Origin of the sequence: Pseudomonas sp. I3-I5, from assembly GCF_022699445.1 — a bacterium.
Classification (GTDB): Bacteria; Pseudomonadota; Gammaproteobacteria; order Pseudomonadales; family Pseudomonadaceae; genus Aquipseudomonas; species Aquipseudomonas fulva.
Genome location: NZ_CP093940.1, coordinates 4,346,661 through 4,367,703, shown reverse-complemented (window position 1 = coordinate 4,367,703; position 21,043 = coordinate 4,346,661). Strand labels below are relative to the sequence as shown.

General features: G+C 65.3%; 23 protein-coding genes. 1 reads left to right on the top strand and 22 read right to left on the bottom strand.

Annotated features, from left to right (window positions below; translation table 11 throughout):
• Position 1: 1 nt before the first annotated feature.
• From MOP87_RS19565 to MOP87_RS19470, 20 genes are read right to left on the bottom strand one after another with little or no spacing between them, the layout of a single operon-like run.
• Positions 2 to 1,228: a beta-ketoacyl-ACP synthase gene (locus tag MOP87_RS19565; protein WP_027913520.1), complete on the bottom strand. Its 1,227-nt coding sequence runs from the start codon at positions 1,226 to 1,228 to the stop codon at positions 2 to 4.
• Positions 1,228 to 1,956 carry a 3-oxoacyl-ACP reductase FabG gene (gene fabG / locus MOP87_RS19560; RefSeq protein WP_027913521.1) on the bottom strand — a complete coding sequence of 243 codons (729 nt, stop codon included), beginning with the start codon at positions 1,954 to 1,956 and terminating at the stop codon, positions 1,228 to 1,230. The genes MOP87_RS19565 and fabG overlap by 1 nt, the downstream gene beginning before the upstream one ends.
• Complete coding sequence (locus MOP87_RS19555; RefSeq protein WP_027913522.1) at positions 1,953 to 2,420, bottom strand: hotdog family protein; 468 nt, start codon at positions 2,418 to 2,420, stop codon at positions 1,953 to 1,955. The genes fabG and MOP87_RS19555 overlap by 4 nt, the downstream gene beginning before the upstream one ends.
• Positions 2,417 to 3,610, bottom strand: a complete 1,194-nt coding sequence (locus MOP87_RS19550; protein WP_027913523.1) for a beta-ketoacyl-[acyl-carrier-protein] synthase family protein — start codon at positions 3,608 to 3,610, stop codon at positions 2,417 to 2,419. The genes MOP87_RS19555 and MOP87_RS19550 overlap by 4 nt, the downstream gene beginning before the upstream one ends.
• Positions 3,607 to 4,092, bottom strand: a complete 486-nt coding sequence (locus MOP87_RS19545; protein ID WP_088522835.1) for a hypothetical protein — start codon at positions 4,090 to 4,092, stop codon at positions 3,607 to 3,609. The genes MOP87_RS19550 and MOP87_RS19545 overlap by 4 nt, the downstream gene beginning before the upstream one ends.
• Positions 4,089 to 4,820, bottom strand: a complete 732-nt coding sequence (locus MOP87_RS19540; RefSeq protein WP_028686677.1) for a class I SAM-dependent methyltransferase — start codon at positions 4,818 to 4,820, stop codon at positions 4,089 to 4,091. The genes MOP87_RS19545 and MOP87_RS19540 overlap by 4 nt, the downstream gene beginning before the upstream one ends.
• Positions 4,817 to 6,064, bottom strand: a complete 1,248-nt coding sequence (locus MOP87_RS19535) for an NAD(P)/FAD-dependent oxidoreductase (RefSeq protein WP_027913526.1) — start codon at positions 6,062 to 6,064, stop codon at positions 4,817 to 4,819. The genes MOP87_RS19540 and MOP87_RS19535 overlap by 4 nt, the downstream gene beginning before the upstream one ends.
• Positions 6,051 to 7,208, bottom strand: a complete 1,158-nt coding sequence (locus MOP87_RS19530) for a sodium:proton antiporter (RefSeq protein WP_242809907.1) — start codon at positions 7,206 to 7,208, stop codon at positions 6,051 to 6,053. The genes MOP87_RS19535 and MOP87_RS19530 overlap by 14 nt, the downstream gene beginning before the upstream one ends.
• On the bottom strand, positions 7,205 to 9,526 hold the full coding sequence (locus MOP87_RS19525; protein WP_242810559.1) for a hypothetical protein: 2,322 nt from the start codon (positions 9,524 to 9,526) through the stop codon (positions 7,205 to 7,207). Before MOP87_RS19525 ends, MOP87_RS19530 begins: the two co-directional genes overlap by 4 nt.
• On the bottom strand, positions 9,516 to 10,130 hold the full coding sequence (locus MOP87_RS19520; RefSeq protein ID WP_242809906.1) for an outer membrane lipoprotein carrier protein LolA: 615 nt from the start codon (positions 10,128 to 10,130) through the stop codon (positions 9,516 to 9,518). Before MOP87_RS19520 ends, MOP87_RS19525 begins: the two co-directional genes overlap by 11 nt.
• A complete protein-coding gene (locus MOP87_RS19515) occupies positions 10,127 to 10,552 on the bottom strand; it encodes an acyl-CoA thioesterase (RefSeq protein ID WP_027913530.1) in 426 nt (141 codons plus the stop codon). The genes MOP87_RS19520 and MOP87_RS19515 overlap by 4 nt, the downstream gene beginning before the upstream one ends.
• A complete protein-coding gene (locus MOP87_RS19510) occupies positions 10,545 to 12,083 on the bottom strand; it encodes an aromatic amino acid ammonia-lyase (protein ID WP_027913531.1) in 1,539 nt (512 codons plus the stop codon). Before MOP87_RS19510 ends, MOP87_RS19515 begins: the two co-directional genes overlap by 8 nt.
• Positions 12,070 to 13,008, bottom strand: a complete 939-nt coding sequence (locus MOP87_RS19505; protein WP_049695324.1) for a glycosyl transferase — start codon at positions 13,006 to 13,008, stop codon at positions 12,070 to 12,072. Before MOP87_RS19505 ends, MOP87_RS19510 begins: the two co-directional genes overlap by 14 nt.
• Positions 13,005 to 13,739, bottom strand: a complete 735-nt coding sequence (locus tag MOP87_RS19500; RefSeq protein ID WP_027913533.1) for a glycosyltransferase family 2 protein — start codon at positions 13,737 to 13,739, stop codon at positions 13,005 to 13,007. Before MOP87_RS19500 ends, MOP87_RS19505 begins: the two co-directional genes overlap by 4 nt.
• Positions 13,732 to 15,411: an AMP-binding protein gene (locus tag MOP87_RS19495; protein ID WP_027913534.1), complete on the bottom strand. Its 1,680-nt coding sequence runs from the start codon at positions 15,409 to 15,411 to the stop codon at positions 13,732 to 13,734. Before MOP87_RS19495 ends, MOP87_RS19500 begins: the two co-directional genes overlap by 8 nt.
• Positions 15,408 to 15,953, bottom strand: coding sequence for a membrane protein (locus tag MOP87_RS19490; protein ID WP_028686671.1), 546 nt, complete (start codon positions 15,951 to 15,953; stop codon positions 15,408 to 15,410). The genes MOP87_RS19495 and MOP87_RS19490 overlap by 4 nt, the downstream gene beginning before the upstream one ends.
• A complete protein-coding gene (locus MOP87_RS19485) occupies positions 15,950 to 16,204 on the bottom strand; it encodes an acyl carrier protein (RefSeq protein WP_027913536.1) in 255 nt (84 codons plus the stop codon). The genes MOP87_RS19490 and MOP87_RS19485 overlap by 4 nt, the downstream gene beginning before the upstream one ends.
• Positions 16,205 to 16,213: 9 nt before the next feature.
• A complete protein-coding gene (locus tag MOP87_RS19480) occupies positions 16,214 to 16,486 on the bottom strand; it encodes a phosphopantetheine-binding protein (RefSeq protein WP_027913537.1) in 273 nt (90 codons plus the stop codon).
• Positions 16,455 to 17,273, bottom strand: coding sequence for a lysophospholipid acyltransferase family protein (locus MOP87_RS19475; protein ID WP_242809905.1), 819 nt, complete (start codon positions 17,271 to 17,273; stop codon positions 16,455 to 16,457). Before MOP87_RS19475 ends, MOP87_RS19480 begins: the two co-directional genes overlap by 32 nt.
• The gene (locus MOP87_RS19470; RefSeq protein WP_242809904.1) at positions 17,249 to 18,001 is read right to left on the bottom strand and encodes a beta-ketoacyl synthase chain length factor; all 753 of its coding nucleotides are present in this window, start codon (positions 17,999 to 18,001) and stop codon (positions 17,249 to 17,251) included. Before MOP87_RS19470 ends, MOP87_RS19475 begins: the two co-directional genes overlap by 25 nt.
• 267 nt (positions 18,002 to 18,268) lie before the next feature.
• Between MOP87_RS19470 and MOP87_RS19465 the strand changes: the two genes are divergently transcribed.
• On the top strand, positions 18,269 to 19,042 hold the full coding sequence (locus tag MOP87_RS19465) for a ParA family protein (RefSeq protein WP_027913540.1): 774 nt from the start codon (positions 18,269 to 18,271) through the stop codon (positions 19,040 to 19,042).
• Positions 19,043 to 19,114: 72 nt separating this feature from the next.
• On the opposite strand, the gene trxC is transcribed toward MOP87_RS19465, so the two are convergent.
• Both trxC and selO read right to left on the bottom strand, forming a co-directional pair.
• The gene (gene trxC, locus MOP87_RS19460) at positions 19,115 to 19,549 is read right to left on the bottom strand and encodes a thioredoxin TrxC (protein WP_236166772.1); all 435 of its coding nucleotides are present in this window, start codon (positions 19,547 to 19,549) and stop codon (positions 19,115 to 19,117) included.
• A gap of 26 nt (positions 19,550 to 19,575) precedes the next feature.
• Positions 19,576 to 21,036: a protein adenylyltransferase SelO gene (selO, locus tag MOP87_RS19455; protein WP_242809903.1), complete on the bottom strand. Its 1,461-nt coding sequence runs from the start codon at positions 21,034 to 21,036 to the stop codon at positions 19,576 to 19,578.
• Between the last annotated feature and the right edge of the window lie 7 nt (positions 21,037 to 21,043).

Here is a 21,043-nt window from a genome sequence, read left to right as displayed (position 1 = left end):
GTCAGGGCCAGCGGCGGAAGATCAGCGATGTGTTGACCCCGCCAAAGGCAAAATTGTTGTTCATCACAAACCCATGGTTCATATGGCGAAACTCACCCCGCAGGTAATCCAGTTCGCCGCAGCGAGGGTCTACCGCGTCCAGGTTCAGCGTGTGCACATAGCGGTCGCTGTTCATCATCTCGATGCTGAACCAGGACTCCAGTGCACCGCACGCCCCCAGCGTATGGCCCAGGAAGCTCTTCTGCGAACTGATGGGCATGCGTGGGCCGAACAGGCCGCTGGTGGCCAGGGTTTCGGCGATGTCGCCTTGCTCGGTGGCGGTGCCATGGCCGTTCACATAGCCAATCGCCTCCGGGGCCAGGCCTGCGTCTTCGAGCGCCAGCTCCATGGCCCTGCGCATGGTCGACTGTTCAGGCCGGGTCGTGTGCTGACCGTCGGCATTGCTGCCGAAACCGATGATCTCGGCATGAATCTTCGCGCCCCGCGCCTGTGCATGCTCAAGCGCTTCGAGCACCAGCATGCCGGCACCTTCGCCGATCACCAGGCCATCCCTGCCGCAGTCGTAGGGGCGCGGGCTGAGGTGCGGTGTGTCGTTCTTGAGGCTGGTGGCATAGAGCGCATCGAAGACCATGGCCTCGGTCGGGCACAGCTCTTCGGCACCGCCGGCCAGCATCATCGGCAAGCGGCCGTACTTGATGGCTTCGTAGGCATAACCGATGCCTTGGCTGCCGCTGGTGCAGGCACTGGACGTGGGGATCAGGCGCCCGGTCAGGCCGAAGAAAATGCTGATGTTGGCGGCGGTCGTGTGCGGCATCATGCGCACATAGGAGTTGGCATTGAGCCCGTCGGCCACCGAGTTGAGCAGCATGTTGCCGAACGCCTTGATCTCGTCGGTGCTGCCGGTGGACGAGCCGCAGGCCACGCCCATGCGGCCGTCGCGAATGCTCGGGTCGCCGAGCAGGCCTGCATCGGCAAGGGCCTGTTCGGCGGCGCCAACGGCCAGGCGGGACACCCGGCCCATGCTGCGAAGCTGCTTGCGCGTCCAGTGCGCCGGGACCTTGAAATCATCGATGGGCCCTGCCAGGCGCGTGTTCATTTCCTCGAAGCGGTCCCACTCGTCCATGCGGCGGATACCACTGCGTTGGCTGGCGAAATGACCGGCAATGGTTGCCCAGTCGTTGCCCAGCGAGGTGATGCCGGCCATGCCGGTGACGACCACGCGACGCATCAGCACAGCCCCCCGTTGACCGCCAGCACCTGGCGGGTAATGTAGCTGGCCTCCGGCGACATGAGGAAGTTGACGGCGCCCGCTACCTCTTCAGCGGTGCCCATGCGCCCGGCAGGGATCATCTTCATCAGTTCGTCTACCGGCACATGTTCGTCGAGCATGGCGGTGTCGATCAGCCCGGGCGCTACGCAGTTGACGGTGATGCGCCGCTTGCCCAATTCGATTGCCAGGGCCTTGGCCGCCCCGATCAGGCCCGCCTTCGACGCGCTGTAGTTGACCTGCCCGCGGTTGCCGATGAGCCCCGAAACCGAGGTGATGCAGACGATGCGACCCGGCGCACGGCGGCGGATCATGGGCATCGTCAGCGGCTGCAGCACATTGTAGAAACCGTCCAGGTTGGTCCGCAGCACCTGGTCCCAATCCTCGTCGGTCAGCGCCGGGAAAGCGCCGTCGCGGGTCAGGCCGGCATTGCACACCACGCCGTAATAGGCGCCGTGGGCCTCCACGTCGGCTTCGAGCGCTGTGCGGCAGGCGGCACGTTCGCCGATGTCGAACTGCAATACCCGCGCCTGCTGCCCCAACGCGCGCACTTGATCGGCCACCGCGTCGGCGTCGGCCCGGCCGCTGCGGCAATGCAGCACCAGGTCGTAGCCCGAGCGGGCCAAGCGCAGGGCGATGGCGCGGCCGATTCCACGGCTCGAACCGGTCACCAGAATGGTATCAGTCATGACAGGGGCTCCTCAGGGCCCGCTTCGGCCAGGTAGCTGGCCGCTTGCGGCGGGCGGTACACATTCAGGCGGGCGGTGGCGTGGATGCCGGGGCCGCGCAGGTGACATTCGAAAACGCCCATGCCGTTCTCGTCTTCGAGCGAACGCTGGGCGTGCACATGCAATTGGGCGCCGGCCGGAAAAGACTCGACATCGCACGAGTACTTGCGGGCACCGAGCAGGAAACCCAGCTCGACGGCTTGCCCATTGCGCCGTGCCCGACAGCCGGCATAGGCGGCCACGCTCTGGGCCATCAATTCGATGCCGAACCAGGCCGGCAGGCTGCCATCGGCGCGATTGAACAGTGCGCCGGGCCGTACGGTGGTGCGGGTGCTGATCTGCTCCTCGTCACAATGCTCGATGTGATCGATCAGGATCATGTCGCCAGCATGGGGCAGCAGCTCGGCCAGGGGCCAGGTGATCATGCGGTGTCTCCAAGAATCAGGCTGACGTTGTTGCCGCCGAAGGCGAACGAGTTGCTCATCAGTCGGCGTGGGCCATGGGTTGCCAGGCGCTGGCTGCCGTCGACCAGGGTCAGTTCAGGCAGGGCAGGGTCGGGCTGACCGTCCCACACGTGCGGCGGCAGCAAACCCAACGGGTTGTGCCTGCTCAGGCTCAGCCAGCAGAACGCTGCCTCGAGCGCACCGGCAGCGCCCAGGGTGTGGCCCGTCATCGGCTTGCTGGATGAGCAGGGCAGGCCGGCGCCGAACAGGGTATCGACGGCCAGGCTTTCCATGGCGTCATTATGGGGCGTGGCGGTGCCGTGCAGGTTCAGGTAATGGATGTGCGCGGGCTCAAGCCCCGCATTGTCCAGCGCTTTGCCCATGCACTGCAAGGCACCGGCGCCAGTTGGGTCGGGCGCGGAGATGTGGTGCGCGTCGGAACTGGCGCCCGCGCCGAGCAAGGCGATGCGCTCGCCTTGCGCTTCGGGTGTGCGGGTCATCAAGAACAAGGCGGCGGCCTCGCCGATATTGATGCCGTCGCGGTTGGCCGAGAGCGGATTGCAGCGGTGCTCGCTGATCGCTTCCAGAGCGCTGAACCCATTGAGCGTGAGGTGACAGAGGCTATCCACGCCGCCGCACAGCACTGCATCGCACACGCCCAGGTCCAGCAGGCGCCGAGCGCTCAGCAGTGCTCGGCCGCTGGAGGTACACGCGGTTGAAATCACATAGGCCGGGCCGCCGAGTTGCAGCCAGTCGGCGAGAAAGTCGGCCGGCGCGCTCAACACTTGCTGGTCATAGTGATAATCGGCCGGGAAGTGGCCGCCCGCCAGGAAGTGGCCAATGGCGGCACTGCCTTCGGCGATGCCCGAAGTGCTGGTGCCCAGGACCACCCCAACACGGTGGGCGCCGTATTGTGCGATCGCCTGGCGCAGGGCGGGCTCTATCTGCAACGCGGCGGCGTACAGCAGCTGGTTGTTGCGACTGTGCTGCTCCGGCAAGGGGACGGCTGGCAGTGGCTGCATCACGGCTCCCACCGGAGGCTGGCGCTCGGGGATCCAGCCTGCGGCCGGCCGCATTCCTGAGCAGTCGCCGGCGAACAGGCGTGCGGCGACCTCGGCCTGGCCATGGCCAAGGGCGCAGATCAGGCCCAGGGCATTGAGGTAGGCGGTCATGGTGTGTGCTCACGGGGCAGGGGGTCGACTACATAGCGCAGGCCTTGGTCCAAGTGCAAGTCGAAGGCGTGGGCCGTGCGGTAGGTCACTCGCCAGCGCTTGCCCAGCCAACGCTGCCCCTGCTCCTGCCGGGCCTGGGGATACGACCGGGCCAACTGGTCCTGTGGCGTGAGGGCGAACAGCACGGCGGCGAACAACTCGCGGGCCGCCGGGTCGGGTGGCAGCAAGCCGTCGGCCTGCCACTGCTGGCCGTCCAGCACTTGTCGCGCCTGGGGAATACCCAGCAGGTCGAGCAGCGACCAGCGCAGGCGGCCACCCTCGTCCTGGATCACCAGCAGCCAGTCCTGGCGCTGACCGGCCTGGGTACGCTCCACATGCAGTTGCTGCGGCAGGGCAAGCGCCGGGGGGGATGCGGGCAGCGGGGCCCTGGCGGCGCAGGCACCGAGCATCAGGCAAAGGACTAGCGCCATCCAGGTTTTCATGCGTGCTCCAAGGGCTTGCGAGCCACGACATTGACCAGCGTTTCATCGCGTTCGCCAACGGGAGGTGGCTTGCGCAGGCCCAGACGCTCCAGCAGGCCGAAGTCCTTGGCCCGGCTCCACCACAGGTAGGGATAGGACACGTTGTCGGACCCGAACGCGAACCCCTGCATGCGCAGCATGTGCAGATAACCTTCGGCGCTTTTCTGCACGTGCATGGGGTGACGGAAGAACCAGCGAATCACCCAGGTATCGATATAGGCTTGGGTGGATTCTGCGAACAGCAGGTAGCCGCCCGGTCTGAGTACGCGGTAGAACTCGGCCAGGGCCTTTTCCTGTTCGACCAGGTGATGAAAGGTCTGATGGCAGAACAGCACATCGATGCTGGCATCGGGGTAGGGCAGGCTGGCGCAGTCACCGCCAGACAATTCCACCTCGATGCCCAGCCGCTTGGCCTCGGCTGCGCTGAGGTCGAGGCTGTGCGGATCGGCGTCGGTGCCCAGCAGCCTGGAGGGGGCGAATACCCGCTGCAGGTGTTTGAACGACTTGCCCTGCCCGCAGCCGGCATCGAGCAGAACCGGCGCCTGGGGAAGGGCGCCTGCGAAGAGTCGGGCGAGGTCATCGATCGCCACCCGCAGCACGTGATGCTGCCAGGTGTGGCTGCTCAGGAAGCGAAACCCGATGCGGGTTTCTTCCACGTAAGTCTCGCTCAGGAACGGGCGCTGGGTCATGGGGTGTCCCTTGCGCACAGTTCAGCCAGGGTACGCAGCCGGCGCCGAGGCTCGGCGACGAACGGGTTACGTGTATCCCAGGCATACCCGGCCAGTATGGAGCTGATCATGGCGCGAATCTCCGGTGAGCTGCCGGGGTGATAGATCACATCCTGGAAGCTGCCGTCGTACCAGCCCTCCACGTAGACACGGAAGGTGTCGACGCCACGCTGCAGCGGCTCGGCAAATGCGCTCTGCCAGTCCACTGCCTCCCCTTGCAGTTGGCGATGCAGCAGGCCTGCAGCCATGCTGGCAGAGCGCATGGCGATGGTGACCCCGGAGGAGAACACCGGGTCGAGGAACTCTGCGGCATTGCCCAGCAGCGCATAACCCGGCCCATGCAGGGCTTTCACGTTGGCCGAGTAGCCGCCGATGGTGCGAGCCGGGGTGTCCCAGACTGCATTGGCCAGCACCTTGGCCAGGGCGGGCGCTTGCGCCACGAAGTGCTTCAGGCACGCATCGAGGTCGTCAGGGGCAGTGGCAAAGCGCTCAGCGGCAGCCACTACCCCCAACGAGGTGCGGCCATCACTGAAGGGGATGGTCCAGAACCAGATGTCACGGTGCTCGGGGTGGGTGGTGATGAGGATCTTGTCGCGGTCGAAGCCGGGGTGGTCGATGCGGTCTTCGATGTGCGTGAAGACCGCCTTGCGTACTGGGAAGGCGGACGGGGCTTCAAGGTCCAGCAGACGCGGCAGCACGCGGCCATAGCCACTGGCATCCAGGACGAACTGTGCCTGGAGCACGTACTCGCTGCCATCAGGCCGGCGCACACGCACCTGTGGCTGTAGCCCGCCCATGTCGGCGCTGACCACCTCATGCTCGTAGCGGATCTCCACGCCCTGCGCTTGGGCCTGGTCGGCCAGTATTTGGTCGAAGCGAGCACGCTGCACCTGGAAGGTGCTGGTCTTGCCTGGCGTGAAGGTCTGCCCGAAGTCGAAGGCGGTGTATTCGTCGCCCCATGCGAAAGCAGCACCATTCTTGTATTGGAAACCTGCCGCCTGCACGGCATCCAGCATGCCCGCCTCTTCGACGAAGTCCAGGCAGTGCGCCAGCAGGCTTTCGCCGATGGAAAAGCGCGGGAAGCGCTGACGCTCGATCACCAGCACGTCGTGCCCGCTGCGCTTGAGCAAGGCCGCCGCGATGGCACCGGAAGGCCCGGCGCCGATGACCAGGACCTGGCGTTGTTGGGTTTCAAGGGTTGGCATGCGGGCTCCTTGCCATGGGTTCTGTGTTGAGCGGAAGGCGATGAAGGCCGGCCAGCGCCGGCATCAGAGTGGCGACCAGGCTCATCAGCATGAGCGCGAAGTACACCGCTGGGGTAATCAACTGCTGGGACAGCAGCAGGTTGAGAAAAACGATTTCACTGAGGCCGCGAATGTTCAGCAGCAGGCTTTCGCGCCATTTGCCGTCAGCGCCGGGCGACGCAGCAGCCCAGCACAGGCCCAGCCAGTTGCCCAGCAACTTGCTGGCGATCGGAAGCACCAGCAAGGCGACTAGCTGCCACGCGTCCAACTGCCCCAGGGCCTGGTGGGCATCGATCTGCACCACGCCGTAGGTCAGGATCATGGGGACCGCCAAGCCCTGTTGCACGCGGCGGTTGTACCGCTCTGGCAGCGGCAATGCCGCCGCGACCTTGAGCCAGGCCAGGCACGCCAGGTAGCCAACCCCCAGGATCAGTGCGTTGAGCTTGTAGTGTTCGGCAATGAACAGCAGCACCAGGAACAACGCGCCATACAGCGAAGGCGCGCGCAGACCCAGCGCGTGCAACGGCCATGGCAGCAGCGCCGCCAACATCGGCAAGGCCAGTGTGCCGGGATCGAGGCTGCCTTGGCCCACACCTAGCAATAGCCAGCACGCCAGGTCGATCAAGATGGCAGCCTGCAACAACCGCCGGCTGGCCGACGGGGGATAGTCGATTGCCTGGAGATAGAGGTAGAGCACCGGTATGGCGGTGATTGCGAACACCAGGCCAAGTGCCAGTGCACCGACCCCGCTCAGGCCTATCACCCAGATCGCGCAGGCGATACCGCAGAGGAACGGCAGCAGAAAGCTGGGCACGGCAAGTTTCAGCGCCTGTCGGTCCGGGCGCAGCGCCAGCACGTCGATCAGGATATGACCGAGCAACAAGGCGAAACTGCCGCCGTAGAGGGCTTTTACCCATGCTGGTGCGATTAACGCAGTGCCCTCCAATTGCCAGTGCGGCGTTACCCACAGACCCATCAAGGCAGGGAGTACCAGTGTTGCCAGCAACAGATGGCTGACGATCGGGATCAGCCCGAGGCGCTTGCCCAGCCTGCTGGCCAGGGTGAAGAGCGCCAGCGCCAGCGCCCAGAAGACGGCGATCATCATGAGCGGTCGTGCGCTCCCTCGCGAGGCGCTGCCCAAGGCGCCAGCAGGAAGCTGAACACCAGGCCCAGGCTTACCGCCATGCCGAAGTTGCTGACTGCCGGCGTACTGGACAGGGCCAGCAGGCCGAACGACAGCCATGTGGTCAACGCAGCCAGCAAGGTTCCGAGCAGGCTCACCGCGGCGCCGCCGATGCGCTCATGCATGAGGATGGCGTAGTCGACGCTGATGGCCGTCACCAGCAGCAATCCGAACAGGCTGAACAGTGTCAACGGCTCGCCCAGCCAGCCGAGGCTCGCCAGGCTGCACAGAGCAGCCAACAGCGGCAGGGCAACGATGCGCAAAGAACCCCGCAACCCGAAAGGCACTGCCAGCAGCATCAGAATCAACGCACACGAAAGCAGTTTGAGTTCCGCTGCGCTGACCTGGGTGGCGGCGAACAACTGGTTCAGCTCGCCAAGACGATCAACCAGCTGTACACCGGGCAGGCCCTGCGCCTGCAACTGCAACAGGGCGGCGTCAGACAAGCCTTGCAGGCTGACGATGGCAGCCACGCCGTCACCTGTGCTGCCCAGCCACAAGGGCCGCCATGCCTCGCCCAACGGGCCTGCCAGCACGTCGTCGATACGCTGCAGTGGCAGTGCGCGCAGTTGCGCGACTTCAGCGGCCAAGGCCGCCTGGGGAACGCCGAGCGTCACCAGCGGCTGCCAATGCGCCGTTAGCGTGGCCAGGGCCTCGCGCACCTGTGCTTGCTCGGCAGGGGTTGCGACCAGCTGTCCGAGGCTCAGGTAGCCCTTGAGTTTGCCCAGCGCGACCAACTCATCGAGCTTGGCCCCAAGCTGTTGGGTGCGTTCGAGCAATTGCTGCTGGTCGGCAGCCCGCACCAGGTAGAACTGGCTGGTGGGCTGGTAACCGGTGATGCGTGCCACTGCCTGGGCTTGCTGCAACAGTTGCGGCGGCGTGCCCACCCATTGGCGGATGTCGTTGTGGGTCTGCAGGTGCCAGAGGCCGCTGGCGCAGAACAACAGCAGCAGGGCCAACAGCGCTGCGCTCGGCACTTTGCGCAGCAATGCCTCACGCCAGCGGGTGAGCGCCTGGGCGATACGCATTGGCCAATCGGCAGGTTGCAGCTGCGCCTTGCTCAGCAGGGCCGGGACCAGGCACACCGCACTGAGGTAGGCGCCGAACAGGCCAGCGGCGGAGAAAACGGCAATCTGGGTCAGCGCCGGGAACGGGGTGAAGGCCAATGCCAGGTAGCCGATGCAACTGGTGGCCAGGCTCAGGCTCATGCCTGGCAGGGTCAGGCGCACGGCCGTCCAGCTTTGCCAGGGCTTGAGGCTCCAGCTCTTGGTCAGGTAGTGCAGGGGGTAGTCGATCGCAACGCCGATCAGGCTGGAGCCCAGCACCAGGGTCATGACGTGCATCTGGCCGAACACCGCCACGCACACCACTGAACCGAACAGCATGCCGACCAGCACGGGTAGGAACGCCAGCAGCGCACGCACGCTGCGCAGGGCCAGCAATAGCAACAGCAAGATGCCCAGCGTTGCCCCGCCGCCTACCCAGGTGATCTCCCGGCTGGCTTGCTGCTGGCCGGCGGCCGCGTGCAGCAGGCCGCTGGCGGCCAGCAACTGCGCATCGACAGCGCTTGCCTGCACACGCGCCTGGGCCAGCAAGTCCGCGACCTGCAGGGGCAGGTGCATGTCGAAGGCATTGCCCAGGGTGCGCGCGCGCACCAGCACCCAATAATCCCCTTCGGCCTGGGCAATCAAGGCACCGCTGGCGGTGTCCAGTTCCACGTTCGCGGGCTTGGGCTGGGCATTCTGGATACGCCCGGTCAGGCCTAGCCAGTCATCCTGGCCTGGCACGAGGCTGAACCCTACGAAGGGATCGACCAGGCTCTGGACGCGCTGCGCCACGAAGGCGTCCGGCTCCTGCTGCAATTGTTGCCGGTCAGATGACGGCAGCATGGCCAGGCGGCCTTTGAGCAACTGATCACGCACTGCCTGCAGGTCGGTGTCCAGGCTCCACTGCACCTTTTCGAACAGGCCAGTGGCCTGCCACTGTTCCGCCAACCGTTGTGCCAGCGCCACTGCCTGTTGACGCTGAGCGTGGCCGACCAGAAGCAGCAACTCGCGGTTCAGCGGTTCCTGCATCCGCTGCTCGGCCTGTTGCACCAGCGGATCCTGGGTCGCTCCGGGTACCAGCGTCATCAAGTCGGCGGACAAGGGCGCGCCGCGGTGCCACTGCCAGCCGGCCACGGCCAGCATGATCAGCAGCAGGCAGACGAACAGGCGCGGCAACTGGCGTTCAGTCGGCAAAGTCACTGCGCTCCATGTCGCTCAGCTCGGCAGCGCCGGTGCTTTCAGGCAGGCGCAACACCGTGCTGTCGCCTTGGGTCTCGCTCAGCTCGATGCGCTGCACAAAACGCCCGCCGCTGATATCGATGCGGCTGAAGATTTGCTTGAGCAGCAACGAGCGTGGGATCAGACGCAGTTGCCACTGGGTTGAATCGCCGCTCAAGGCCAGTTCGAAATCACGCTGCAGCCCGGTGCTGTCACCTTGCAGCACGGCAAAGAACAGCTGGTTTTGCTGTGCACCGGCGCTGCGGCTCGGCAGCACTTGCCAGCCGCTCGGGTCGCGCCGGGCAATGCCATGGGCGTCGATCCGGTAGTCCTGACGCAGTGGCGTATGCAGCATCCAGAGCAGGCCATGATCACGGGCAAGCACGAACTCACCTTCGCTCAGCAAGGGCTGGGGCAGGGCACGCAGGTGTTTTTCCTGAATGAAGGGGCCCTTGACCACCGCAGGTGCGCTGAGCTGGCGTTGCAGGGCGTCCAGGTCGAAGGCTGCGCTCAAGGGGCTGACGATCAGCACCGCCAACGTTGCCAGCACGCAGGCCAGCCGTTTTAGCGCAGCACTCATGACAACACCTGCTGCACGGCGTCGAGCATGACCTGCGGCGAGGCCAGCTGCATCTCGCCGCTGTCGATGTGCACGGCCACCTGAACCGTACTGGCACGGGTCATGCGCTCGCCGGTCACGGCATCGCTGATCAGGTAATGCAGCTTCAGGCGGTTTTCCCATTCCACCAGGCTGGCCCGCACCACCAGGCGCTGACCGAACGTGGCGCCGCGCATGTAGCGCAGCTGCAGGTCGATCACCGGCCATGCATAGCCGCTGGCCTGCATCTGCACATAGTTGTGCGCCAGGCGGTCGAGCAGGGCGCACCGCGCCACTTCCAGGTACTTCACATAATGGCCATGCCAGACCACATGCATACTGTCGACATCGAAAAACGGCACGATGACTTCGGTGTCGACGTGGAAAACGCCAGGGTTACGCATGCAGCCTCCAGTGACGTTGGCCGATGCGCACCAGGCAGTGGCGCAGCTCGCCTTCCAGCGCCCGGTCTTCGATGACCGGCGCGAACTCCTGCAACAACGCCTCGTGCATCTGCGCCAGCGCAGGGGGCAGCGCGTGTGCCTGGGGCTGCTGGCTGCGCAGCCAGACGCCCTGGTTGGCGGCCAGCAACGCAGCGGCGGCGACTTGCTCGGTCAGCTCCAGGACCCGCAGGGCATCGCGGGCGGCAATGGTGCCCATGCTCACCTTGTCCTGGTTGTGGCATTCGGTGGAGCGCGAAAACACGCTGGCGGGCATGGTCTGCTTGAGCGCTTCGGCAGTCCAGGCGCTGGCCCCGATCTGCACAGCCTTGAAACCGTGGTTGATCATGGCGCGCTCGGCCGGTGCGCCCGACAGGTTGCTCGGCAGGCCGTGGTTGTAACGCACATCCACCGCCAGCGCGAGTTGTCGGTCGAGCAGGTCGGCCACGTTGGCGACGAGGGTTTTCAGGCTGTCCATGGCAAAGGCGATGTGCCCGCCGTAGAAATGACCACCGTGCAGCACGCGCTCGGCATCACCGTCGATGATCGGGTTGTCGTTGGCACTGTTGAGCTCGGTCTCGATGAAACCACGCAACCAGCCCAGGCTGTCGGCCAGCACCCCCAGGACGTGCGGCGCGCAGCGCAGCGAATAGCGGTCCTGCAGGCGGTGCAAGGGCGGCAGGGGTGCGTCGATCGCCAAGTCCTGGCGCAGCCAGGCGGCGACCTGCGCCTGGCCAGGGTGTGGCTTGGCGGCGAACAGGCGTTCGTCGAAATGCTCGGGGTTGCCTTGCAGGGCAACCACGTTCAGTGCGGTGATGCGGGTTGCCAAGTGCAGAAGATAATCGGCGCGGGCAAACGCCAGGCACGCAAGGCCGGTCATCACTGCCGTGCCGTTCATCAGGGCCAGGGCTTCCTTGGGCCTGAGCACCAGGGGCTGCCAGCCCAGTTCGCGGTGCACGTCGGCGCTGAGGCGGCGCTGGCCCTGGAACATCACCTCGCGCTCGCCCGAGAGCGTCGCGGCCACGTAGGACAGCGGGGTGAGGTCGCCACTGGCGCCTACCGAACCCTCTTCGGGGATCAGCGGCAGGACGTCGTGGGCAATGAAGTCGCGCAGGCGCTCGAGCAGTTCCAGGCGAACACCGGATACCCCGTGGCTGAGCGAACGCAGGCGTGCAGCCAGCACTGCGCGTGTGGCCGAGGCGTCCAGCAGCTTGCCGAGGCCGCAACCGTGGAAGGTGTAGAGGTGGCGTGGCAGCGCCTCGACGTGTTCCAGCGGCACGGCCACGACACAGGAGTCGCCGTAGCCGGTGGTCACGCCGTAGATCACCCCTTCCTTGTCGAGCAGGGTGTCGAGAAAGCGCGCCCCGCGGGCAATGCGCTCGCGGTAGGCGGCATCGCCCTGCAGGTGTGCCGTGGCACGGCCTTCGGCCAGCGCCACGACGTCTTCGATAGCCAGCGGCGATTCGCCGAACGTGACAGGTTCATGCGCTTGCATCGTCATCGGTCTTCCAGAAAGGGTAGAAATTGAACCACTGCAGGGGCGCGCGCGTGCAGTAGTGGCCCAGGCGATCGGCGTAGCGGGCGGCCCACTGGGCGATGACTTCATCGCGCTGGCCGCGTCGCCATTGCAGGCGTTCGGCAAAGGGCTCGAGGGTGACGTGGTAGCGGCCGTCGTGCTTGAGGCAGAACAGCAGGTTGAGCGGGCATTCGAGCATGCCCGCCAGCAACCAGGGGCCCTGCGGGAAGGCGGCGCGGTGGCCCAGGAAGTCCACCTCGACGGTACGCCCGCCATGCAGCGGCACGCGATCACCCGCGATGGCCAGCCATTCACCGCGCTCCAGGCGCTCGGATAGTTGCAGCATCACCGCAGGGTCCAGCTCGCTGACCTGGATGAGCCGCAGGTTGGTGGCGCCCGCCTCGCCCAGCAAGCGGTTGAAGCGCTCGGCATGGCGGGTGTGCACCAGCACGTTCATGGTCACCTGCTCGCCGATTTCGGCCAGGGCCCGGCAGACTTCCAGGTTGCCCAGGTGGGCGCCCACCAGCATCTGCCCGCGTGCGCCGCGCAGTTGCTGACGCAGGCCGGCAGGGTCGTGGATTTCGATATCCTCGATGCGCAGCTTGCCGTTCCACACGTCAAGCTTGTCCAGCAGGGCCTCGGCAAAGGCCATGAACTGACGAAAGACCTGCCATGAGCCAGGGGCAGGCGTCTGCCCGGCGTTCCACTGGCGCAAGCGTTGCTGGTACTGCCACGCGCTGCGGCGGGCACGGCGGCCGAACAGGAAGAAGTAGGCGACGATCAAGTGGATCAATGGGCTGAGCACGCGGCGGCCTAGCAACCGTACCAGGGCGGCGGTCAGCTTCATCAGCCAGAAGCTGCCCCGCTCCTGGTGGTCGGCCCAGTGCTGCGACGGTTCGCTCATGACCGCCACCGACGCCAGAGGATCGCCGGTGCGCGCACCAGCATGCCGAAGAACAGCTTGGCGTGCATCTTGGAAATCAGTGCGTTGTCGTGGACCAGGCGAAAATGCGACAGGCCATCCTGTGGATAATGTACCCGCGTCGGCAGCCAGCGCATTGGTTGGTTGCGCCAGGCCAGGCGCACGAGAATTTCCGGGTCGAAGTCCATGCGCTTGCCAAGTCGCACGGTGTCGATCAGGGCCAGCGTGGCTGGCAGCGGATAGACCCGAAACCCGCACATGGAGTCGGGAATCTGCAGCGACAGGCTGTTGATCCACACCCAGACGTGGGTTAGGTAGCGCGCGTACAGCCGCCCTTTGGGCACACTGGCATCGTACTGTGGATAACCGCACACCAGTGCCTGGGGGGCATGACGCGAATGTTCCAGAAACGTCTGCACATCGCCCAGGTCGTGCTGGCCATCGGCATCGACCTGCAACGCATGACTGAAGCCCAGTCGCGCTGCCTCGCGCAGGCCGGCCATGACTGCACCGCCCTTGCCCTGGTTGACGGGCAGGGTGACCAGAAACACGTTCGTCTGTTCGGCCAGCCGGGCGAGCACCTGCGCGCAGCCTGCGTCGCTGGCATCGTCGACCAGCACGCAGGGCAGGCCCGCGCGCAGCAAGTCGTCCACGACCGCCGGAACGGCCTGTTCATGGTTGTAGACCGGGATCACCGCGCAGGGCTTATGCACAGGCGTTCTCCAACAGAACCCGGCCGCTCGAGCACGGTTGACCGGCACAGGTGAAGGCGAAGTAAAGCTTACCGCGGGCCTTGTCCAGGCGAAGGCTCAGCGCCAGCTCATCGCCGGGCCGCACCAACTGCTGGAACTTGAGCACCTCCATGCCTGCAAAGCGCAGCGGCGACTCGGTCAGCTCAGCGGCCAGCGCGACGGCCCAGTCGATCTGGACCACACCGGGCAACACGGGCGTGCGGGGAAAATGCCCCGGGAAACAGGCAAGGTCCAGGGGCACGCCGAGCTTGAGCTGGAGTTCGTCACCCTCGCGGTGCTGCTCCAGCACATGCGGCGCCATGCTGCGAGGCGCCAGCAGCAATGCCTGCAGCGCAGCCTGGGTCAGCTTGCCCTGGCTGTTGAGCGGCAAATGCTGCACCAAGCGCCAGCGGCGGGGGAGTGCCAGCGCCTCACAGTGGCCTGCCAGGTGGCTGCGCAGGGCCTCGACCAAGGCCCGCCGCCCCTGGTTGCGCAGGGCGTGCAAGCCTGCGGGGGTCGGCACCAGCAGGGCGCCGAGGCTGGCCCGGCCGTTTTCGATCATGCCAAGGCGTGCTTCAGACACCCATGGATGTGTGCACAAGGCCTGTTCGAGCATGGGCAGCGAAATGCGCTTTTCTTCGAGTTTGACGATCCGATCCAGTCGCCCCAGCAAGCGAAAGCGCCCATCTGATGAGAATTCGACAGCGTCGGCGCTGTGTTCCACATGCCCCGCAGGGAGGTAGGGCGAGGCGATGCACAGCGCGCCCTGTTCATTCTGGCTGACCTGTACCCCGGCAAACGGCTGCCACAAGGGCTGCCCCTGGCGCCAGGCGATCCCGCCGGTCTCCGAGCTGCCGAGGATCTCTGCCGGCCATTGGCCGAGACGCTGGTGCAGGCGCTCGGCCGCATCGGCGGGCAACTCACCGCCCGACGAGAACACCTTGCGCACCGGTTGCAGGGCTGGCCAGTCGAGGTTTTCCCCCATGCGCTTGAGCAGCGCCGGGCTGGCGACCCAGGCAAAGGCCGGGTGGGCGCGGCTGGCCCGTTGCAGGTCTTCGGGGAACGGCAATTGACGGCGCTCGAAACCACGCCCGGCGCACAAGGGCCACAGCACGCGGAACAAAAGGCCGTAGATGTGCTGGGTGGCGACGCTGCCGATGATCCAGGCAGGGCCCAGGGCCTTGCCCCACAAGTGCTCCAGCGCGTTCACCTCGCTGGCCAGTTGCGTGAGCTGCTTGTCGATGCGCTTGGGCTCGCCGCTGGACCCGGAGGTACACAGGCTGATGCGGCACCGGGCCAAGTCCAGAACGGCAGGTGGCAAGGGCGCGTCGAACAGGTCGTCGGGCAGCGTATCCTCAGCCTGATCCGTGAGCCACAGGTCTACGTGGGCATTCCAGCGCTCGCGTGTGGCCGGTTGCAGGTCGGCCGGCAGCAAGACCTCAACCTCGGCCCGCCATGCACCGAGCAGGGCAGCGGCCAGTTGCGCGGCGTCCTCCAGGTGCACCGCCAATCGGCGAACACCCCGCGCACGCAGGCCACCGGCCAGGCGCAGTGCCTGCTGGCTCAGTTCGGCATGGTCCAGGACAGGGGCTTGGGTCACCTGGCGCGGCGCATCCAGCGGCAGCAGCAGGTGTTGGAGGTTGATCCAGTTCATGAGCGTCCTCGCACACGTTGTCTAATCAGCCATTCGAGGGCGAACAGCACGCCCATCGCGGCATAGGCGATGACGCCGTTGTAGAGCGTCCACCAGGCCAACGGCGCCCACAGCGTAAGCGCGGCCGCGATCAGGCCGTTGAGCAAAAAGAACAGGCACCAGGCCTGGGTGACCTGCCGGGTATAACGCACCGCGCGCGGTGGCAGCGCTGGGTCGCTCAAGCGTGCCAGGCGTTCGGCCACCGGCATGCCGTGCAGCAGGCTGCTACCGAACAGCCCCAGCATGAAGGTACTGATGAGCACCGGATACCAACGCAGCAGTGCCTGGCTGTCCGACAGCCCCAGCAGCCCACAGAACAGCAGGGCGGCAATTGCCATCCACAGGCTGCCGGGCCGACGAGGGGCGCTGAGCGCACGTGCCAGCCAAAGGCCGCCGAGCAGCAGGCCAAATTGCCAGGGGGCGTAGTGCGCCATGCCGAAATGCACGGCGAACGGATACAGCAGCCCGGCAATCAGCAGGCCGGCGCCGATCAGTCGCTTCATGCCTCCGGGTTCACCAGGCGGAACACGGCCTCGACCACGTCGTTGACGGTACGCACCGACTTGAACTCGTCAGCGGCTATCTTCTTGCCTGTCTGGCGCTTGATGTGATCGATCAGGTCCACGGCGTCGATGCTGTCGATTTCCAGATCCTGGTAAAGGTTGGCGTCCAGGCTGATACGCTCAGGCTCGAGCTCGAACAATTCGACCAAGGCGTCGCGCAGGATGTTGAAGATGTCTTCACGGGTTTGCATGATGCGATCTCAGGCGGCCTGACGGGCAGTGACGAACGCCGCCAGGGCGGCGACACTGCTGAAATGGTTGCGGGTGTCCTTGGCATCGGCGTCGATCTTGATGCCATAACGCTTCTGGATGGCCAGGCCGAGCTCGAGCGCATCAACCGAATCCAGGCCCAGGCCTTCGCCGAACAGGGTCTGTTCGTCGTCGATGTCCTGGATGCTGATGTCCTCCAGGCCCAGGGCGTCGATGATCAGTTGCTTGAGATCACGGTTGAGGTCTTGCTGTGGCGCGCTCATCGGCGGCGAGCTCCTTGATGTAGTAGTTGTGCAGGTAGTCGTTGAGCAGGCGGGAAGCTTTGGGTGCAGGGCCCAGCGCTGCGTAGGCGTCGGGATGCACGTCCGGGCCCACCGAAAGGGTGAAGTGCACACGCCTGCGAGGGATGCGGTACCAGGGTTCGTTCTTGGTCAGCGTGGTTGGGCTGACCTTGATGGTGACTGGGGTGATGACGCTTGCACCGCGTAGGGCAATCGCAGCCGCGCCGCGGTGAAAGGCCGGCGGCTGGCCTGGCGAGGTGCGCGTGCCTTCCGGGAAAATCACCAAGGTCTGGCCCTGCTGCAGCGAGGCGACGGCGGCGTCGAGCATGTCCATGCTGCCATCGTTGCCGATGTATTGCGCCTCACTGACCGGCCCGCGTGTGAACGGGTTGTCGAACAGGCTCTGCTTCACGACGCAGTTGGCCTGGCGTACCAGGCCGATCAGGAATACCACGTCGATCAGGGAGGGGTGATTGGCAATGATCATCTGACCCGGCCGGCCCAGGCGCTCGGCCCCTTCGATTTCGTACGTCAGCACGCCCATGGCGCGCATGAACTGCACGAAGCGCCAGAACAACCAGCTGATGGTGCGCCGGGCCCGCTCGCGGTGGCGCACCCGGCCACCGGGCAGGCAGGCCAGCAGCGGAAACACGAACAGCCGCAGGGTCAGGCAGCCCATGCCAAACAGTATAAAGCTCGTCGCGGTGGCCAACAGGCGCCAGATGAAGGCATCGCCTGACCTGCTCACGGCTGTCGGTGCCAGTTCCATGTACGACGCTTCCCTGTGTGAGTGAAATCGGTGCGGCCGTTGAGCATGGCCTTGAGCCAGGCCAAGCCGTGAGGCAGCCCAGGCACTGCCGGTGATGCGGCGACCTGGCCGGGCGCCAGCTGCCATTGCTGGCCTGGGGTCAGCAACAGGCCGAGCGCATAGGCGAATGGGACGTCGTCTATCCAGGGGCCATAGGCCGGCGGCGGCTGTTCTTCGGTAACGATCAACAGCACGGCTGGGGCACCATCAGCCATGAGCGCTGCGGCTTCCACCACGCCCTGCTCGAAACCATCCCCCGCGGCGGCCAGTGCCGTCATCTCGCAGGTGGAACCGCGCAGGATCGACCACAGGCCGATGACCGCGTTGTGCACCGAGAGGCTGAACTGGGTAGGTGACAGCGGCTGCCCCGCAGCCAGTTCGCCCAGAATCGAAAACGTACGGGGTGTTTCACCGTGGCGTGACACGAAGACCAGCGGCAGCGGCGGCTGGCCCTCTGCCAATGGCCAGGCCACCGCGAACGCCATGCGCGCCATGTGGCTCAGCCGACGGCGTTGCATGGCCGGCAGAAAGGCCACGTCAGGCGCACAGGCGTCAGCACCCGATGGCGAATTGCCACTGGCCCAGGCGTGCCAGTCGGCAGGCGCCGAAAGGCCCGGAGCCCATGCACGCCATTGGGTGATGTTGAAGGTGATCACGGTGGTTTTCTTCCCGCCCTGAAGGGCTTCCATGCCGAGCGAACGTGTCGGCGCCTGCCTGTCAGGGGTGGTGCGTTCATCGAGTGGCGCGCATTATCCCGGTGCGGCGGTGATGTAGCAATGGATTCGGATCCAAAGAGACAACGCCTTCAAGCGGATGTGGCGTGGTCCGATTGAATAGTTTCCTTTTTCCGACAGTCGGCACAGCGCCATGTCTGGTGCGCAGCCGCTGTAGCAGCGCTGGCCATGGGCACGGCGTCGCCACATACTCGGCAACTCGTCCCTATCCGGAGGTCAATCATGCGACGCGTGGTGTTCAATCAGAAAGGCGGGGTGGGCAAATCCAGCATCGCCTGCAACCTGGCAGCGGTAAGCGCCCATGAAGGCTACCGAACCTTGCTGATCGACCTGGATGCACAGGCCAACTCGACCCAGTACCTCACCGGGCTGGTGGGCGAAGACATTCCCATGGGCATCGCCGATTTCTTCAAGCAGAGCCTGTCCAGTGGGCCCGGGGTGAAGAAGAATAAGGTCGATATCCACCAGACACCGTTCGAAAACCTGCATGTGGTCACCGCCACCTCGGAGTTGGCCGACCTGCAACCCAAGCTCGAAGCCAAGCACAAGATCAACAAGCTGCGTAAATTGCTCGACGTCTTGAGTGAAGATTACGAGCGGATTTACATCGACACCCCGCCGGCCCTCAACTTCTATGCCGTCTCGGCGCTCATCGCAGCGGACCGAGTGCTGATCCCGTTCGACTGCGACAGCTTCTCGCGTCAGGCCCTGTACGGGTTGCTGGCCGAGATCGAGGACATCAAGGAAGACCACAACGAACACCTGGTCGTCGAGGGCATCGTGGTGAACCAGTTCCAGCCCCGTGCCAGCCTGCCGCAGCAGATGCTGGACGCGCTACTGGCCGAAGGCTTGCCGGTGCTGCCGGTGTACCTGGGCAGTTCAGTGAAGATGCGGGAGTCGCATCACGCCAGCCTGCCCCTGATCCACCTCGACCCCCGTCACAAACTGACCCAGCAATTCGTGGCGCTGCATGATTTGCTGGGTGGGGATGAGTAGGTGCAGCTTGATCAGACGTCTGCACGAGGGGCTACGTATCCCCTATGAGTCGCTGCTTGCAGGTACCTGAGGTCAAACCCCCTGGCTGCGCAGCCACTCCAGCAGTGGCTGAAGGGGAAGTGCCCCTGCCTGGCGCGCGATCTCGCGGCCGTTGCGCATCAGTATGAGGCTCGGGATCGAGCGAATGCCCAGTTGCCCGGCCAGGGAGCGGTTGGCTTCGCTGTCGAGCTTGGCCAGGCGGCAGCGGCCAGTCAGTTGGCGGGCCGCTTGTTCGAAGACTGGCGCGAAGGCCTTGCAGGGGCCACACCAATCGGCCCAGACGTCGATCAGCAAGTGCAGGTCGCCTTTGACCTGGCTTGCATAGCTGCTCTCGGTCAGCACGAACGGCGCCTGGAGCACCACTTGCTGCTTGCAGCGGCCACACTTGGGCGCATCGCCCAGGCGGTCGGCGGGCAAGCGGTTCAGGCCGTTGCAGTGAGGGCAAGGGACAATTAGCGGATCGGTCATTGCATCTCCGTTGGCGTCTGTGGGCTTCAGGACGAGCAACTGATTTCCAAGTGCTTGCCCCAGGCAGGTGGCGGCGCTGCATAGGCCTGCATTCCGGCCTGTTCCTCGAACGGGCGGCTCAGCACCTCATGCAAACGCCTGACCTCAGTGTAGTCGCCTGCCTCGGCCGCTTCGATAGCGTTCTGCGCCAGATAGTTACGCAGCACATACAGCGGGTTCACGGCGTGCATGCGCTCACGCCGCCCGGCAGCATGGTTCGGTTCACGTTCGCAGCGCGCTTGATAGTCGACAGCCCAGGCGTCGAAACCCGCCAGGTCGATGAAGGCCTCACGTACCGATTGCAGCGCGTCGGCCAGCGGTTGATCGCCCAGGCGGCGGAAGAACAGGTTGTAGTCCACACCACCGCTCTGCATGCGTTGCAGCAGACGCTCGACCAAGGCCATGTCTTCGTCCTCGGCGGTAGTCAGGCCGAGCCGGCGACGCATCAGGTCCAGGTAATGGGCCTGGTACAGGGGCAAGAACAGCGCCAGTGCCTGCTTGAGCGCTTCGACCTCGACCACCGTGGTCAAGGCCTGGGCCAGCGCGCTGAGGTTCCAATGGGCGATCGGTACCTGGTTGGCATAGCTGTAGCGGCCGCGGTCGTCGGAGTGGTTGCAGATGAAGTTGGCATCGAAGTCGTCAAGGAAAGCGAACGGGCCGAAGTCGAAGGTGATCCCCAGAATCGACATGTTGTCGGTGTTCATCACGCCGTGACAGAAACCGTACGCTTGCCAGCGTGCGATCAGCTCGGCATTGCGCTCGACGATGGTCTGGAACATGGCCAGGTAAGGCTGCTCGGCGTCTTTGCACTGCGGGTAATGCTCATCGAGTACATGGTCGATCAGCACGCGCTGCTGCTCGGGCTGCTGGGTGTAGTAGAAGTATTCGAAATGGCCAAAGCGGATATGGCTCTGGGCAAGGCGGGTGAGCATGGCGGCGCTTTCCTGGGTTTCCCGCCACACCGGGGTGCTGGAGCCGATCACACACAGGGCTCGGCTGCTGGGGATACCGAGGGCATGCAAGGCTTCGCTCGCCAGAAACTCACGAATCGAGGAGCGCAGCACGGCACGGCCATCGCCCATGCGCGAGTAGGGGGTCTGGCCGGCGCCCTTGAGGTGCAGGTCCCAATGTTCACCGGCATCGTTGACCACCTCGGTCAGTAACAGGCCGCGGCCGTCACCCAGGCGCGGGTTGTAGCCGCCGAACTGATGGCCGGAATACACCATCGCTCGTGGATCGGCGCCTTCCCAGAGCTTGTGGCCACTGAACAGTTCGGCGAACAACGGCAGCTCGGCCTGGGCCGGGTCGAGGTCGAGCAGCGCCATGGCCGATGCACTGGCGACCACCAGGCGAGGGTCTGCGATCGGCTCGGGCAGTACCTGGGTAGAGAATGCATCCCCCAGGCGGGCGAAGCGGTTGTCGAAGGTGAGCTGGTCGAGGGCTTTCACGGGGCTG